General features: G+C 55.1%; 16 protein-coding genes and 1 tRNA gene. 16 read left to right on the top strand and 1 reads right to left on the bottom strand.

Annotated features, from left to right (window positions below; all coding sequences use genetic code 11):
* The first annotated feature begins 283 nt into the window (after positions 1-283).
* The 15 genes from IFT53_RS02840 (at position 284) to fliQ (ending at position 14,428) form a co-directional block, all read left to right on the top strand.
* On the top strand, positions 284-1,165 hold the full coding sequence (locus tag IFT53_RS02840) for a flagellin N-terminal helical domain-containing protein (RefSeq protein WP_042618019.1): 882 nt from the start codon (positions 284-286) through the stop codon (positions 1,163-1,165).
* Positions 1,166-1,455: 290 nt separating this feature from the next.
* Positions 1,456-2,421: a flagellin N-terminal helical domain-containing protein gene (locus tag IFT53_RS02835; protein WP_192063414.1), complete on the top strand. Its 966-nt coding sequence runs from the start codon at positions 1,456-1,458 to the stop codon at positions 2,419-2,421.
* Positions 2,422-2,608: 187 nt separating this feature from the next.
* Entirely contained in the window at positions 2,609-3,265 is a 657-nt protein-coding gene (locus IFT53_RS02830) for a hypothetical protein (RefSeq protein WP_192063415.1), read from the top strand.
* Entirely contained in the window at positions 3,258-4,583 is a 1,326-nt protein-coding gene (locus IFT53_RS02825) for a MotB family protein (protein WP_192063416.1), read from the top strand. The genes IFT53_RS02830 and IFT53_RS02825 overlap by 8 nt, the downstream gene beginning before the upstream one ends.
* 8 nt (positions 4,584-4,591) lie before the next feature.
* On the top strand, positions 4,592-5,833 hold the full coding sequence (locus tag IFT53_RS02820; protein ID WP_192063417.1) for a chemotaxis protein: 1,242 nt from the start codon (positions 4,592-4,594) through the stop codon (positions 5,831-5,833).
* 1 nt (position 5,834) lies between these two features.
* The gene (locus IFT53_RS02815) at positions 5,835-7,301 is read left to right on the top strand and encodes a flagellar hook-length control protein FliK (RefSeq protein WP_192063418.1); all 1,467 of its coding nucleotides are present in this window, start codon (positions 5,835-5,837) and stop codon (positions 7,299-7,301) included.
* Positions 7,249-7,812 (top strand): transglycosylase SLT domain-containing protein, encoded by a 564-nt coding sequence (locus tag IFT53_RS02810; protein WP_446737652.1) that lies wholly within the window; start codon positions 7,249-7,251, stop codon positions 7,810-7,812. Before IFT53_RS02815 ends, IFT53_RS02810 begins: the two co-directional genes overlap by 53 nt.
* A 279-nt stretch (positions 7,813-8,091) precedes the next feature.
* Entirely contained in the window at positions 8,092-8,763 is a 672-nt protein-coding gene (gene rem / locus IFT53_RS02805; protein WP_042618023.1) for a transcriptional activator Rem, read from the top strand.
* A gap of 286 nt (positions 8,764-9,049) precedes the next feature.
* Positions 9,050-10,318 carry a flagellar hook protein FlgE gene (locus tag IFT53_RS02800; protein ID WP_042618024.1) on the top strand — a complete coding sequence of 423 codons (1,269 nt, stop codon included), beginning with the start codon at positions 9,050-9,052 and terminating at the stop codon, positions 10,316-10,318.
* 19 nt (positions 10,319-10,337) lie between these two features.
* On the top strand, positions 10,338-11,780 hold the full coding sequence (flgK, locus tag IFT53_RS02795; protein ID WP_192063420.1) for a flagellar hook-associated protein FlgK: 1,443 nt from the start codon (positions 10,338-10,340) through the stop codon (positions 11,778-11,780).
* A gap of 1 nt (position 11,781) precedes the next feature.
* Positions 11,782-12,795 carry a flagellar hook-associated family protein gene (locus IFT53_RS02790; protein WP_042618026.1) on the top strand — a complete coding sequence of 338 codons (1,014 nt, stop codon included), beginning with the start codon at positions 11,782-11,784 and terminating at the stop codon, positions 12,793-12,795.
* 55 nt (positions 12,796-12,850) lie between these two features.
* On the top strand, positions 12,851-13,198 hold the full coding sequence (flaF, locus tag IFT53_RS02785) for a flagellar biosynthesis regulator FlaF (protein ID WP_042618027.1): 348 nt from the start codon (positions 12,851-12,853) through the stop codon (positions 13,196-13,198).
* The gene (gene flbT, locus IFT53_RS02780; RefSeq protein WP_042618028.1) at positions 13,195-13,641 is read left to right on the top strand and encodes a flagellar biosynthesis repressor FlbT; all 447 of its coding nucleotides are present in this window, start codon (positions 13,195-13,197) and stop codon (positions 13,639-13,641) included. The genes flaF and flbT overlap by 4 nt, the downstream gene beginning before the upstream one ends.
* On the top strand, positions 13,635-14,057 hold the full coding sequence (gene flgD, locus IFT53_RS02775) for a flagellar hook assembly protein FlgD (protein ID WP_042618029.1): 423 nt from the start codon (positions 13,635-13,637) through the stop codon (positions 14,055-14,057). Before flbT ends, flgD begins: the two co-directional genes overlap by 7 nt.
* Positions 14,058-14,161: 104 nt before the next feature.
* The gene (gene fliQ, locus IFT53_RS02770; RefSeq protein WP_042618030.1) at positions 14,162-14,428 is read left to right on the top strand and encodes a flagellar biosynthesis protein FliQ; all 267 of its coding nucleotides are present in this window, start codon (positions 14,162-14,164) and stop codon (positions 14,426-14,428) included.
* Positions 14,429-14,686: 258 nt separating this feature from the next.
* Here the strand turns inward: fliQ and IFT53_RS02765 are convergent.
* Positions 14,687-14,761, bottom strand: a tRNA-Thr gene (locus IFT53_RS02765).
* Between the two features lie 153 nt (positions 14,762-14,914).
* Between IFT53_RS02765 and IFT53_RS02760 the strand changes: the two genes are divergently transcribed.
* Entirely contained in the window at positions 14,915-15,139 is a 225-nt protein-coding gene (locus IFT53_RS02760; protein ID WP_244656197.1) for a hypothetical protein, read from the top strand.
* The last annotated feature ends 100 nt before the right edge of the window (positions 15,140-15,239 follow it).

Below are 15,239 nucleotides of genomic sequence, written 5' to 3'. Positions count from 1 at the left end.
CGCGGCTTTTTTTTATAAAAAAATATTAACCATTCGAATTTAAAATTCTGCATAATTAACAATGTGTTATTGATGATTAACCGGGTCGTTCGGTCTTAATGCTTTCTTCAATAAGGTAAAAGAATCCCTACGATTAAATCTTTGTTAACCAAAAACCTGTTTTCTGTGGTCATCGAAACAGCGCACCGAACTCTTAATCGGTAAGCATGAAGCTGCCTGCTGCGTTTCCCGGCTTGACCGGAATGTCCCTTCTTAAAGAATTTGCCAAAGGGGCGACCTGAAGATGACAAGTATTCTGACAAACACCTCTGCAATGTCTGCTCTCCAGACGCTGCGCTCGATCAACATGGACCTCTCCAACACCCAAGATCGCGTCTCGTCTGGTTTCCGCGTTGGTCAGGCCAAGGACAACGTCGCTTACTGGTCCATCTCCACGACCATGAACTCCGACAACAAGGCGCTGAACGCAGCGTCTGACGCTCTGGGTGTTGGTGCTGCAAAGGTTGATACAGCCTATGCCGCCATGGAAAGCGCCATCAGCGCGGTCGACGAAATCAAGGCCAAGCTTGTAACAGCAAGCGAGCAGTCAACCGACAAGGCGCAGATTCAGCTCGAAATCGGCAAGCTTCAGGAACAGCTCTCGGCAATCGCTCAGGGTGCGTCCTTCTCCGGCGAAAACTGGATGGTTCTGGGCAACTCCACCGAAGCAAGCGTCGTCGATGGCTTCATCCGTACATCCAGCGGCGGTGTGAGCGTTACGACCGCGAAATTCAACATTGCATCCTACGCCATGTTCTCCACCATCAATGCCAGCGGCGTTGGCGAGGGTGGTATCCTCGGAAGCGTCATGAGCGTGCAGCTGACCAGCGTTTCCACCCAGGGTGAAATCGACGCCTTCATGACCACCGTCGAAGCTGCAATGAGCGGCCTGACTGACTCGGCTGCGGCTATCGGCGCCCTTCAGACCCGTATCGACCTGCAGGATGCCTATTCCGCGAAATTGTCTGACGCGATGGAAGCCGGTGTGAGCCGTCTGGTCGATGCCGACATGGAAGAAGAATCGGCCAAGCTCTCTGCATTGCAGACGCAGCAGCAGCTCGCGATCCAGTCTCTGTCGATTGCGAACTCCAGCGCGAAAAACATCATGTCGCTCTTCCAGCAGTAAGTTTCTGCTCTTTCACATCAAAACCGCGCCCTCTGAAAAGGAGGCGCGGTTTTTTCGTGTTTGCCGGCAAGCACTTCAAAACACGTCATTTTTTCTCGCGCACCGCACATTGCGCAAGCTTCGCCATAGCTTGGGCCTATACATGGCTTGTCACAGGTTTATCCTTTCGTTAACCTTCCAGCCGTGCGTTGTGCATGTTTTGCCCAACCCAAGCCTCTTCATGATGAGAGTGCGGCTTAGCGCCAGTGTGTTCTGGCATGTTCCGTTTCTCTCTGCCCGAAGTAGGTTCCATGACCAAGATTCTCTCTTCCAACACCGTGCAAAGTGCTCTCCAGACGCTTCTGTTCAGCGATGATACGCTGCAGCAAACGCAGCAGCGCGTGACCTCGGGATTGAAGATTGCCAATGCCGCGGATAATTCGGGTTACTGGTCCACAGCCACCAATTTGAGATCGGATAGCGGCGTTCTGTCCAGTGTCAGCGACGCGCTGGATCTCGGCGCATCCAAGGCCGACACTGCCTATGAGGCGGTGTCGTCGATGATCGATGTTGTCGATCAGATCATGATACAGCTGACAACGGCCCATGAAACAGGCGCCGACCGCGGCCAGATCAACAATGCCATCAATGCCCTCAAGAGCAATCTTTACTCAGTTGCACAGGCAGCCTCCTTCTCTGGAGACAACTGGCTGTTTAACACCAGTGAGCTGCTTCCATCGGTCAAATCTGTACCGTTTGCGTTCAACAAAAGCACAACGGGCGCCATTTCGCTGCAATATCTCGAAGTCCGCACATCCCAGACGACAATGGTGGACACAAACGATGCGGAACGCGGCTTGATGACCAAATCTATGGATGCGAGCGCCCGCAACCCCGACGTTCCTTCGGCGCCGCGTGAATACTACCTGCTCAACGCTAACTCCGCTACCGCCGCTGCGGGAACCGAAATCATGGTTTCGGATTCAACCACCCAGGCTGAGCTTGACGACATGGTCTATGTGGTCGGCAATATCCAGAAGCAGCTCAATGTTCTGGGCGGGTCGATCGGTAGCATGTCGAACCGGATGGATCAGCAGACAGTCTTCATCAGCGCCTTGAAGGATTCCATGGACAAGAGTGTCAGCCGACTGGTGGATGCCAACATGGAAGAGGAGTCGACACGGTTGACGGCCTATAAGACCCAACGCGATCTGGCCGTCGAAGTCGTATCCATGGCCAATAATCATGAAAAAAGCCTCGCAGGCCTTCTTGGCTGATGACGCCTGGGGGTTCATCCTCGCACAAGTTTGAACCTCTATTTTAGAAAACTGAATTGCTGCCGGATTTTCTTGGGTGTTGAGCAAACGACCCGATCCTGCTGGCCCTCTCTGAATACCTTGCGGATGATTTCATGATTTTCTTCTCCATCGAAACGACAAGCACGTTACTGGGCGAGGTGAAGCTGTGAGCGGAGCACTGGCAAAATATCTGAAGGATTTCGGCGAGCCTGCGGCTGCCCCAACTCCAGCCCCGTCAACGAGTGCATTCGACTTCGATGCTCCAGTCTCTGACTTTCAGAGCGATTGGGCGGCTGAACCCGAAGATGTCGTTGATCTGGACGAGGAAAAGCGCAAGGCATTTGCCGACGGCCAGGAAGCAGCCGGGCAGGAACAGCGCAAGATCCATGAGGAAGAAATCGAGGCATTGCGTGCCAGCCACGCCGATGAGCTCGAGGCGATGCGGAACAAATACGAAGACGAAATCGCAACGCATCTCGCCACATCGGTTACAACGATGAAGCAGGCCATTGCCGCAAATGTCGAGTCTGCGTGTTTGCGCCTGTTCTCTGCGGTGATGGAGCGAGACCTCGCGCTGACGGCAGCCACGGGAATTTCCGCCGAAATTACGCGCGAGATCGAGGGTGGTTTTGCCGGCACGATCAAGATCACGGGCCCCGACCGCCTTCTGTCACGCGTTCGCGAGACGCTGGGCGAAGTCGACAATCAGGTCGATTACGATGTGTCTGACGATATCGATATTAAAGTTCAAATGGATAATTCAATCTTGATGACAAGACTTTCGGAGTTTTTCCAGAATACTAGAGGTCTAGCCGATGAGTGAAGGCGAAAATCACCATCACGGCAAGAACGAGATCATCATCGTCAAGCGTCACAAGGGCGGTCACGATGGTGCGCATGGTGGCGCCTGGAAAATCGCATTCGCCGACTTCATGACCGCCATGATGGCCTTCTTTCTCGTTATGTGGCTGGTTAATGCCTCGAATGAGGAAACGAAGGCTTCAGTTGCCAGCTATTTTAACCCCATCAAGTTGACGGATGAAAAACCGGCCGACAGAGGCATGAAGCAGCCTGCGAAAACCGCCAAGGGCGAGCAGACGCAGCAGACCTCTGACACGAAATCGGAAAAGCCGCAGGATGCCGCAGCTGCAGCCAGCGGTGAAGACATGACCTCCTCGTCTGGCGACAAGACAGCCTATTCGGAAGCGGCGCTGTTTGAAAATCCCTATGCCGTTCTGGCCGAGATCGCGCAGGAAGTTGGCCAGCAGGCCAATGTGAGCGTGAAGGGTGAGGGCGGTGCCGGCGAATCCGGTCCATCCACAGGTGCTTCCGGCGGTGAGGCTTACCGCGATCCTTTCGATCCGGATTTCTGGAGCAAGCAGGTCGAAGTGCGCCCGGACCAGGGCGGCATGACGGTTCAGGACACGGCTTTGCCTGAAAAGGCGCAGAAGAAGACGGATCCGAAACCCGTTGTCGCTTCGCAGGACCTTGCAAGTGTCATCGAGGATACCGGTCTTGCCGATCCTTTGAAACCAGTCGATCCGAACGCCAAAAAGGCTGATCCGGCTGCGGATGATGAAATCGGCGAAGTCTCGACAGAGCCAAGCCCGCCGAAGGCTAACGCCAAGCCACAGACAAAGCCTGCCACCCCCGCGCCGCCAAAACCTGCGACCGCAGCCGAGGCGAAAGCCGCCGACAAGCTGCGCGATGAGATTGCAAAGCAGCTTGGTGGCGTTGCGGGCAAGCTTGCCGAAGGCATCGTTGTGACGCCAGCCGAAGGTGGCACGCTCATCACGATCTCCGAAAAAGCCGATACGGCCATGTTCAACGTTGGATCAGCGGTTCCGCAAAAGGATCTCGTTCTGGCCATGGAAAAGATCGGCTCGGTCTTGAGCAAGCAGAAGGGCGCTGTCGTCATTCGCGGCCATACGGATGCGCGTCCCTACAACAGCGGCGGAAAAGACAACTGGAGCCTTTCGATGGACCGCGCCCATGCCGCCTATTTCATGCTGTCTCGCGGTGGCCTGGACGAAACACGCATCAAGCAGCTTTCCGGCTTTGCCGACCGTCGCTTGCAAACCACGCAAGATCCCCTGGATGGTGCAAACCGTCGCATCGAAATTTTGCTAGAGGATAGTTGAGGCAGCGGATGATGAAAGCGACCCGCCTAGCTGTTCTGTTCGTTGGCATTCCGTGGCTGGCTAGTGCCGGTTACGGACATGCGCAGAGCGACTTGCCACCGGCCAAGATCCTGCGTTCCCTACAGTTCGTTCAGGACTCGGTGGTGATGGGTGATCACGCCGCACGTGAGATGCAGAAATATCTTCTCGAGACCATGGACACAACGCTTCGCACATCCGATGCGTCGGTCTTTGAAGATGAGCACAATGCAGACGCAGCGCTTGCCTACATCATGAGCGGCGGCAACCCGCAGACGCTGGAATATCTGGTGGCGCGAGATGTGCAGGGTAACTTCGATTCGCGTGTCATCAACGTGCTTCAGAAGTATTTCAACGGTCGTGGCCAGCAGGCTGAAAAGGTCATCGCCGATATTCTTCCCGAATATCGCAATGGTGTCCTCGGACCGTACCTTATGCTGATTGCCGGTAACATAGCGGTCAACAGGGACCCCGTGGCCTCACTCGTCTTTTTTGACGATGCGCGGTTGACCGCACCCGGTTCGATTATCGAAGAAGCGGCTCTTCGGCGGTCCATCATCGCGACGATGCAAGCCAAGCAGCCGGACAAGACATTCGAATATATCCGTAAATACGCCGTTAGGTTCCTGCATTCGCCCTACGCATCACAATTTGCCGATCTCTTCGTCAATTTCATTGTCGAGAGCAATGGTGCCGTTACCCATGAGAAGATTGCCGAGATTGCGGAGTTGATGGACCCGGACCGCGCGGAAGAAATCTACCTTCGGATCGCGCGCCAGGCTTCGTTGCGGGGCGAGACAAAACTGGCCAGCTTTGCCACAGAGCAGGTCGCGGGGCTGACATCGCAGACCGGCGAGACCTCTCGCGCACCCCTGTCCAAGCTTTATTCTGGCCTGGCGGGTGTGCCGGGCCAAGATGTTCGCAGTGCCAGTGAAGCGCTGGCCAGCATACCAAACGAGGAGTTGTCGCCTCGCGATATCGCATTGCGCGATGCTGCAAAGACGATTGCCGAACAGATTGTGAGACAGCCTGCCGTCGCGACACCGCCACCCAGCGCCAGTGGCGCACCGGATGCGCCGGAAAAAGCGGCTGAACCGGCTGCTGGCGACGCTACCGCACCTGCCGAGCCATCGCCGCAGGACGTAGCGGGAGCGCCTTTGAACGAATTTTTCAACAAGAGCAGAGCTCGGCTGTCCGAGATCGACTCGTTGCTGGAGCAGGAGGAGAGATAGCATGAACGTTGCACAGGCTGTTATTCCGGGTATGGCCGACTCCGTCAGCCAGTCTAACCGGCAGAATAAAGAAAGCGCGTCCAAGAGGGGAGGGACGGGTTTTTCCGATACACTGGGATCGTTTGAAAAAAGCAAATCGCCACCGCAAAGCTCGTCTCCCGCACATCAAAGAACTCCATCAGCGGATACAAGCTCTGCCTCGGTAAACGAGGCCCCGGTCCAACCGGTCGTATCCGAAGCGGCACGCGCGCCAGACGCGGCGCCCGTTTCGGGAACGCAGGCCCAAGTTTCCAACGCCAATCCTGTCGCGCCGGCTCCAATCGTCATCGAGCAGCCCGTGTTGCCTGTGCAGCAAGACCTAAGCCTGGAGACGGCGCTGGCCGCGACAGAGGCGGGCAAGCAGTCTGATGTTGCCAATGTCATTAAGCCTTTGAACGATATCAATGTCGCGGCTCTTCCAGATAACGACCTTGCAGCGCTTGTGACGGCCCTGACCAATCTTGTCACATCGCCTCTCTCCGGAAAGGCAGATGAAGCGGGCGATGGCGGGGAGGACGCAGGCGAGGGTGAGGTGGAGGCAGAGCCCCTTGAAGGCGCTGGCGACAATATGGATCTCCTGTCCCTGCTGTCCTCGACCACCATGCCGGTTAATCAGAACACCCCGCCGGAAGCACAAAATGCCATGGCCCAACAGGCACAACAGGGAGGCATAACCGGCACTGCCGCGGCTGATCCGGGTCTTTCTGACAGCGCTGCGACTACATCGACGGTGGTCAGGCTGCAAAAGCAGGACGCACCGGGTGTCGATTTCCACATTGAAACCAGCGAAGACGGTACCGCCACCCTGGATGTGGCGAAGGCATCAGGTGATGTCACCAATATCGTACAGGTCGTGGAGAGCAGGCGTTTTGTCGGCATGGCGGCTGCCTCCAATGCGACTGCCATCAGCAGTGCTATGGCCGCTGATCCCGATTGGGCGGCCTCTATGGCTGGGCAGACCGGCAACACTCCTATGATCTCCAGCACGGGGCAGGTTGTCCACGTGTTGAAGATCCAGATGAGCCCGGTTGAGCTTGGGCACGTGACCGCAGCGATGAAGCTGGTGGGCGACGAGCTCAGTGTGCAGCTCACGGCTCATACGCTCAAGGGCTATAGCGAACTGCAGAAAGATAGCTCCGAGATCATGGATGCCCTGAAGGCACAGGGTTTCAGCGTCGACCAGGTGACGGTGACACTGGCCAGCAATGCAGACCGGCAGGATAGCGCCACCGGCAACCGCCAGCCAAACGATGCAAGCCAGAATGGCGCGCAGCAGGGTCAGCGCGGCGATGGCGACAAATCGCAGGAACAGTTTTACCGGCAGCCAGGGCAACGCGGCCGTGAGGAGACCACTATCAATGAGAGCATTTTGCAGCCTGAAACCGTTGTTGGCGGCGTCGGCACTCGTCCTGACCACGTCTATCTGTGAGGCCTCCCAGACAGCCTCTAAAGCAGATTGCGAACGCCAGATACAGGCCGCCGCAGGCCATTATGGGATACCCGAAGGCATCCTCTATTCGGTCGGTCTGACGGAGACAGGCCGCAAGGGGTCGCTCAGCCCCTACGCCATCAACATTGAAGGCAAGGCCTATTTTCCTGCCACCATGCCTGATGCTTACAAGCTGGTGGAGGATGCCAGACGCGGCGGTGCAAAGCTGATCGACATCGGCTGCATGCAGATCAACGTCCATTTCCACGGAGGTGAATTTGCATCCGTTGCCGAAATGTTCGACCCCGCGAAGAACGTCGCCTATGCCGCGCAGTTCCTGAAAAGGCTTCACGACCGACACGAGACATGGACGATGGCGGTCGCGCGGTACCACGCTGGACCCAATAATGACCCCGCCCAACAGCGATATGTGTGCCGTGTCATCTCCAATCTGATCGCTACCGGCTATGGTCAGTGGACCGCTAATGCGAGAAATTTCTGCCTGAGTTGAGCAATCAAAAGTTGCAAGCAGGCTCGCAAAGGGCCCAAAAAACAAATGTGGCAGGATTAACCCAAAAAAAGGCACGCAAGCACTAAGTGGCTTGACTCGCACTTTTCCCCCGAAAAAATATCCCAATTTTTCGTGAGGCCTACTAGATATAGATCAAATCGGGACAATATGGTTAATCAATTATTAATTAATGCCTGTGCTTTTTTGTAGTTGTGAGAGATTCCCACGATTCGTACACCTCAGCTTGTAGATTGGCTACACTGATTCGGAGGCGGACGAATGATCGTGGTAGTTGATGAGCGGAAGCTTGTTAAGGATGGCTATACAGCCCTGTTTGGGCGAGAGGGTATTCCCTCGACCGGGTTTGACCCGGTTGAATTTGGTGAGTGGGTGACCACAGCAGCGGACTCTGACGTCGCTGCAATCGAAGCTTTCCTGATCGGGCAAGCGGAGATGACGCATGAATTGCCACGCGCGATCAGAGATCGCTCGCAGGCACCTGTGATCGCAGTCAGCGATCATCATTCGCTGGATGCAACGCTTGCTCTGTTTGACTGTGGCGTGGACGATGTCGTTCGCAAGCCTGTTCATCCAAGAGAGATCCTGGCGCGTGCAGCTGCAATTCGTCGCCGCTTGTCGGTGCTGACGAATTTCACGGATGTTGGTCCGATCAGAGTGTTTTCGGATGGACGCGATCCCGAGGTCAATGGCGAGCTCTTCGCATTGCCGCGCCGCGAGCGTCGTATTCTGGAATACTTAATCGCAAATCGAGGTCGCCGCGTTTCCAAGTCGCAGATCTTCAACGCGATCTATGGCATTTTCGACGAGGAAGTCGAAGAGAACGTCGTCGAGAGCCACATCAGCAAGTTGCGTAAGAAGCTCCGCAAGAAGCTCGGTTTCGACCCGATCGATTCCAAGAGATTTCTCGGTTACTGCATCGACTGGAGCTAAGCAGGTTCACCCCCGGAGATCCTTGAAAAAGGTATTTGGAGAAAACACATGCAAGCCTATCCCTGACACGCCGTGGGTCTATCCAGCCCGCGGCGTTTTTTCGTTTAAGCCTTTTCAAAGGCTATATTCGATTTTCATCACATATCGATATCACAACGGCCGCTGCGCCAATTGGTTCCGCCTAATATCTTATTTTTTGAATAACTTTTTCAACCAGCGGAAAAACAGACAGCTTCACGCAAGGCCCGCATCCTAACGTCGAGACAGTTAAAGCAGAGGATTCGAGATGAGCCTTTTTGGAACGATGAAAACCGCCGTATCCGGCATGGGTGCCCAGGCAAACAAGCTCGGCACAGTCGGCGACAACATCGCTAATTCCAGCACCACCGGTTACAAAAGCGCCTCGACAGCTTTTTCTTCGCTTGTCCTTTCTTCAGCCGGGGGCAACTACAATTCCGGTGGCGTTGATACCAAAGTAAAATATTCGATTTCCCAGCAGGGCGCGGCTGTTGGAACGCAGTCTTCGACGGACCTTGCCATCAACGGTGACGGATTTTTCGTCGTGCAGGACACGGCAGGCAACGTCTTCCTGACGCGCTCCGGCTCGTTTACGGCAAATGACGAAGGCAACCTTGTCAATGATGCGGGCTTCACGCTCCTCGGTTACGAGTATACCGGCACAACACCAACGACCGTGATCAACAGCTACGATGGTCTTGTGCCTGTCAACGTTTCAGCCAACGGCATGACGGCGACGGAATCCACGCTGGGTTCCATTACGGGTAACCTCAGCTCGTCCGCGCCAATTGTGGATCCTGCCAACCTCCCAGGCAATCAGAACGCGACGGTGGTCGTGGATCAAAAGGGTACGCTTAAAACGTCCGTGACTGGCTACGACACGCTCGGCAAGGCAATCAAATACGATTTCTATTTCGCCAAGTCGGCAGACAACCAGTGGGAAGTGGCCGTTTATGACGCTGCATATGCTTCCGCGGATGGTTCGTTCCCTTATTCGCAGCCCTCTGTTGCGTCTGATACCATGGTATTTGATCCTACAACCAAGACCTTTGATGTCACCAGCTTGAATATTTCTGACCCAAACAATGGCACAGATATTGTGATTGATCTGTCTGGTATGACGCAGTTGTCAGCAGCCGGTTCGACCATTGAAGAGGGCGGGATCAACGGCAATACTGCAGAGCAGGTACAGTCCATCTCGGTTAACTCTGACGGTACTGTCTATGCAACTTACGCAAAATCAGCAGCTCGGCCGCTCTATCGCGTTCCTCTTGCTGACGTAGCAAGCCCTGACAACCTCTCTGTCCTGTCTGGAAACGTATTCCAGCCGAGTGCAGAATCCGGCGTCGTGACGCTCGGCTTTGCGGGTCAGACCGGGTTTGGCTCCATCAATTCCAAGCAGCTGGAATCGTCCAACGTCGACATCGCGACTGAACTGACAGAAATGATCCAGGCACAGCGCAGCTACACGGCCAATTCCAAAGTCTTCCAGACCGGTTCCGATCTGATGGACGTTCTCATCAATCTGGTACGGTAACGCTTTAAAGGACGAGTGAATGTCTCTGGGATCGGCGCTTAATACGACAAAGGCAACTCTGAGTAACACTGCTATTCAGACGGGTGTCGTTTCGAATAACATTTCGAACGCCAGCACTGCGGATTACAATCGCCGTACGGCGATCACGACGACGAACGCCTCCACAGGCGCAATCACGGTCAAGATCGAGCGTACCGAAGACACCGCGCTTTTGAAGCAGACGCTGACGGCAACCTCCGACGATGCCGGCAAGCAGACATTCCTCGATGGCATGAATTCGCTGAGCGTCCTTTTGGGTGGCGAAGAATACACGGCAGCACCTTCCACCTATCTCTCGGCACTGCAGGAAGCCATGCAGACCTACGCCGCGTCACCCGGTGACGTGACGCTGGCATCGGCCGCCATTAGTGCCGCAGGCGACGTAGCCAGCTCTCTGAACACCTCTACCGAGGCTGTTCAGCAGTTGAGAGCGGACGCCGATAGTAAGATCGACACGACGATCCAGAAGCTCAACCAGCTTCTGGCTGATTTCGAGCAGGCCAACAATGCGGTTAGTTCCGCAACGGCGGCAGGCGGGGACCCGAACAATGCGCTCGACCAGCGCGAAGGTCTTCTCAAGCAGATTTCCGGCATTGTCGGCATTTCCACCACCACGCGTTCCAACAACGACATGGTGATCTATACCTCTGACGGCACGACGCTGTTTGAAACGACGGCGCGCAAAGTCTCGTTCGACCCGCAAGCGGCCTATGACGCCAGCTCGACCGGCGCCGGCATCTATATCGATGGCGTGTCGATCAAGACCAGCGCTGGCAGCAACACCAATGCCAAGGGCAGCCTTCCGGCACTTTTGCAATTGCGCGATGAGGTCTACCCGACCTACCAGGCGCAGCTCGATGAAATCGCACGTACGGTCATCGGAGCCTTTGCTGAAGTCGACGCTGGTGGCGATGCCATCGCCGGACTGTTCACCACCAAGGATGGCTCCACCGTCGATTTCGAGACGGCTGAACTCGTGCCTGGCCTGGCTGGTTTGATCACCGTGTCAGCAGATGCGACCGCGTCGCCGATCAAGCTGCGTGACGGCAACATTGCCGGGGATACGCCAAATGTGGACGGCTCCTCCGGTTATTCCGATCTGCTGTACAAATATGCAGCAGCGTTGAACACACAGGTTGAGTTCGACCCGAATGCAGGCATCTCGACCAAAGTGACGCTGCTCAGCTTCGCCTCGGACTCGATCGGGTTCGTGGAAGAGTATCGCAGCAATGCGACGACGGCTGCGGAAAGCACATCGGCAATGTTGAACAAGTCAACAGAGGCCTACTCCAACTCGACAGGTGTCAATCTGGATGAGGAACTCATCCAGATGTTGGATATCGAGCAGTCCTACAAAGCTGCGGCAAAACTCATGTCGACCATTGATGACCTTTTGAAGACGCTGATGGAGGCCGCAGGCTAATATGAAAACGACCCCAATCTCATCCCTTTCCATCACGAATGCCATGCAGCTGACTGTCGCGACCGCGCAGACGGAAATCACGAAGTTGCAGACCGAAGCTGTGACCGGCACCTATGCCGATGTGGGCCTGGAACTTGGAACACGCACATCGACGAGTGTGGATTACAATCGCGAAAGCAGCCGTCTTCAGTCCATCATGGATGCCAATTCCATTGCCGAGCAGCGCATGGACGCCTCTCAGCTCGCCATGGAAAACATGTCTGCTTCCGCACAGAGCCTTCTGAACTCGACGATTGCACTCAGCGGCAACACGGATGCCAGCAGCTTGAGCGTTGCCCAGACGACGGCCATGTCCACGCTTGAGAATTTCGTCAGCTACTCCAACACGGCTGTCAATGGTGAGTTCCTGTTCTCCGGCATCAACACGGACGTCCAGACGCTGAGCGATACGTTCGTCGCGGATTTCACTAAGGACTTCAAGGATGCCTTCGATCTTCAGTTTCCCGACCCGTCTGCGGTGACGGCTGACGATATGAAGACCTTCCTGACCGATTATCAGGACAATCTCGACTGGTCGTCCTGGACAGGCGCATCCGAAGCCACAATGAGCAGCCGCATTAGTACTTCGGAAACCGTATCTACATCCACGACGGCCAACTCCGATGGTTTTAAAAACCTTGTTCTTGCAAGTGTGATATCGTCACAACTGGTAAATACCGGATTGAACGCGAGTGCGCTGGCTGTTGTCAACAGCACCACAACCAGCCTGGCCGGATCGGCAATTTCCGGCATCGATACCCAGCGCTCAAAGATCGGACTTTCCCAGGAACGTGTGGAAAAGGCGAATACCTACATGAGCGCCCAGAAGACCATCATCGATACGCAGCTCACCAACCTCATTGGCGTTGACACGTACGAAGCTTCCACGCGCCTCACAACCCTTTTGAACCAGGTCGAGACTTCCTACTCGATCACTTCGAAAATCCAGGGCCTGAGCCTGGTGAACTATCTCTGACGAAAACAGAAAACGCCTATGACGGGTGCCGGTTGAGACCATGAAGGAAAGATGAATGTTCCAGTTTTCATATGCGGAGATAATGGAGGATGACCCCAATATCGCCCGGGATAGGGAAAGACAGGTCCTAGAGAGATCGATCGAACTTCTTACCGTGGCCAAAGGCCAGGACAATTACGGCAAGGACGGCATCGAGGCAATTTTTTATACAAGACGCGTTTGGACAAGGCTCATCGACGATCTTAAGCAATCGGAAAATGAGCTTCCCGTTGAACTGAAAGCCAACCTGATATCCATCGCTATCTGGATTCTGAGAGAGTGTGAGCTGATACGCAAGCGTACTTCGAAGAATTATCAGGGCATTATCGACGTTACAACCATCATCAAGGATGGATTAAAATGAAAAGTACACTGCGGATCTCTCTGAAGTCTGGGGAAAAGATTTTCATCAACGGCGCTGTTCTGCGCGTTGACCGGAAAGTGTCTCTGGAATTTCTCAACGACGTGACATTCCTTCTGGAAAACCACGTGTTGCAACTTGAAGACACGACGACACCTTTGCGGCAGCTGTATTTCATCGTTCAGATGATGCTGATCAACCCCGAAGGCAAGGATCAGTCGCTTTCACTGTTCCGCAAGTCCATCACCATGCTTCTGACAACCTTCAAGAACGAAGAAATTCGTTCTGAATTGAAGCGGGTGGATGCGACGGTTTCGTCTGGTCGGCCTTTCGACGCCCTCAAGACAATCCGCGGCCTCTACGCCAAGGAAGAGGCCATTCTCAACAGCCACGAGATCACGCCTGCCGTGGTCAGTGAACTGAGACGGGAAATTGCACCGTGGTAGACCCAATCAATTCGTCCACAGGTACATCCAAGACCAGCACCCCAGCGGCGTCCAAACAGGACTCCGCTAAGGCTACGCTCGACTACAACAACTTCCTGCAGCTCCTCATCACGCAGATGAAGAACCAGGATCCGACGGACCCGATGGACGCCACCGAGCAGGTATCGCAGCTTGCGACCTTCTCCCAGGTGGAGCAGCAGATCAAGACCAACACCAATCTTGAGAGCCTGCTGTCGAATTCCACGCTGGCGAATGCGTCTTCCTATATCGGCAAGACAATTACCAGCGCGGATGAAAAGACCAGCGGTGTCGTGGCCTCCATCAAGGTCACAGCAGAGGGCCTGACGGCAACAACCACCTCTGGTGCCAGCATTGCCATTACCCAGGGCATCAAAATAGCGCAGACCCCGGCTTAACGGCGGGGCGCGAATCATCTATCGCTCTTGCCTGACGGTAACGGCGTCACAAATTTTCATGTCTCAATTCGGCTTCGTGACGCCGAGTGAATCGAGCCGCCGAGATGAACGAGGCCGACGCTCTTGATATTATGCAGAATGCGATCTGGACTGTCCTGATTGCATCTGGCCCTGCTGTCAGTGCAGCGATGATCGTCGGGATCGTCATTGCGTTGATTCAAGCCCTGACCCAGATTCAGGAAACAACGCTGACCTTCGTTCCCAAGATCATTGCGGTCATGGTGGCGGTTGGCGTGTCAGCACCCTTTGTCGGTGCGCAGATCGGCATGTTCACAAACATGGTCTTCTCCCGCGTTCAATCCGGGTTTTAAGCACAGCTAAAACGATGCGATGGTTAGCAGGTATGTCCGCGCCTGCCTTGAAAAGCCGCGCCCGCGTGCGAGGCGAGCAGGTGGCAGCCTTTGCGCGCTGTCGGGCTGACATGTTTCTTCAATGCGTCGAACGCGGCCCTGCACCACTTTCAAAAGCACATCATTCCCAAAGCGGCAGCGCAAGTTCGCTCGCGACTAAGCGCGTGCTGAAACAGCCATGCCGACAATCTATTTCAAAAATAATGGAAACTTGGGAAATGGTGCTGCGAAAGAGGATTGAACTCTCGACCTCTCCCTTACCAAGGGAGTGCTCTACCACTGAGCTACCGCAGCATCTGACGCCGAAGCAGGTGCTTCACATCAAGTTGGGGCCTATTGCCATAGGTTTATGACGAGCGCAAGCCGCAAATACAGACTTCGTCGTTCAACAGTGCAAAAACCGGTGGGGGCTGTTGAAAAGCCGTGAATTCGGCTATGGGTGCGCCCATGGACGATCATCACGAAAATCTGGCGGATAAGCCTGAGCCTCCTTCGGGGCAAAATGGACCCGGCGACCGGGCCAAGCGGCAGGAGGCCGAGCGCAAGGCGCGTGCGGCGAAAAAGCTGCGGGAAAACCTGGCGCGGCGCAAACAGCAGGCGCGCGCACGACGCGCCGGAGAGGCAGACGAAACTAATGGTCTGCCCGCCGCAAAAACGGACGAATCGTGCTGACATAAAATATTCATCAGAAAATTGAATTGGCGCTGAGTTTCCTTTACTGCGTAGCCTGACGAATTACGCGGCAGGCCCGCTCTCAAAACCGATCTCAGAC

Source organism: Rhizobium sp. CFBP 13644 (genome assembly GCF_014842165.1).
Taxonomy (GTDB): domain Bacteria; phylum Pseudomonadota; class Alphaproteobacteria; order Rhizobiales; family Rhizobiaceae; genus Agrobacterium; species Agrobacterium tumefaciens_C.
The sequence above is the reverse complement of the archived record's forward strand: the minus strand, read 5'-3'. Positions and strand labels throughout refer to the sequence as shown.

Excerpts from the sequence above, each read along its gene's own strand:
- IFT53_RS02840 (WP_042618019.1), top strand. The coding sequence starts at position 284 with ATGACAAGTATTCTGACAAACACCTCTGCAATGTCTGCTCTCCAGACG.
- IFT53_RS02760 (WP_244656197.1), top strand. The coding sequence starts at position 14,915 with ATGGACGATCATCACGAAAATCTGGCGGATAAGCCTGAGCCTCCTTCG.
- IFT53_RS02790 (WP_042618026.1), top strand. The coding sequence starts at position 11,782 with ATGAAAACGACCCCAATCTCATCCCTTTCCATCACGAATGCCATGCAG.
- IFT53_RS02835 (WP_192063414.1), top strand. The coding sequence starts at position 1,456 with ATGACCAAGATTCTCTCTTCCAACACCGTGCAAAGTGCTCTCCAGACG.
- rem (WP_042618023.1), top strand. The coding sequence starts at position 8,092 with ATGATCGTGGTAGTTGATGAGCGGAAGCTTGTTAAGGATGGCTATACA.
- fliQ (WP_042618030.1), top strand. The coding sequence starts at position 14,162 with ATGAACGAGGCCGACGCTCTTGATATTATGCAGAATGCGATCTGGACT.
- flaF (WP_042618027.1), top strand. The coding sequence starts at position 12,851 with ATGTTCCAGTTTTCATATGCGGAGATAATGGAGGATGACCCCAATATC.
- IFT53_RS02800 (WP_042618024.1), top strand. The coding sequence starts at position 9,050 with ATGAGCCTTTTTGGAACGATGAAAACCGCCGTATCCGGCATGGGTGCC.
- flgK (WP_192063420.1), top strand. The coding sequence starts at position 10,338 with ATGTCTCTGGGATCGGCGCTTAATACGACAAAGGCAACTCTGAGTAAC.
- flbT (WP_042618028.1), top strand. The coding sequence starts at position 13,195 with ATGAAAAGTACACTGCGGATCTCTCTGAAGTCTGGGGAAAAGATTTTC.
- IFT53_RS02825 (WP_192063416.1), top strand. The coding sequence starts at position 3,258 with ATGAGTGAAGGCGAAAATCACCATCACGGCAAGAACGAGATCATCATC.
- IFT53_RS02820 (WP_192063417.1), top strand. The coding sequence starts at position 4,592 with ATGATGAAAGCGACCCGCCTAGCTGTTCTGTTCGTTGGCATTCCGTGG.
- IFT53_RS02815 (WP_192063418.1), top strand. The coding sequence starts at position 5,835 with ATGAACGTTGCACAGGCTGTTATTCCGGGTATGGCCGACTCCGTCAGC.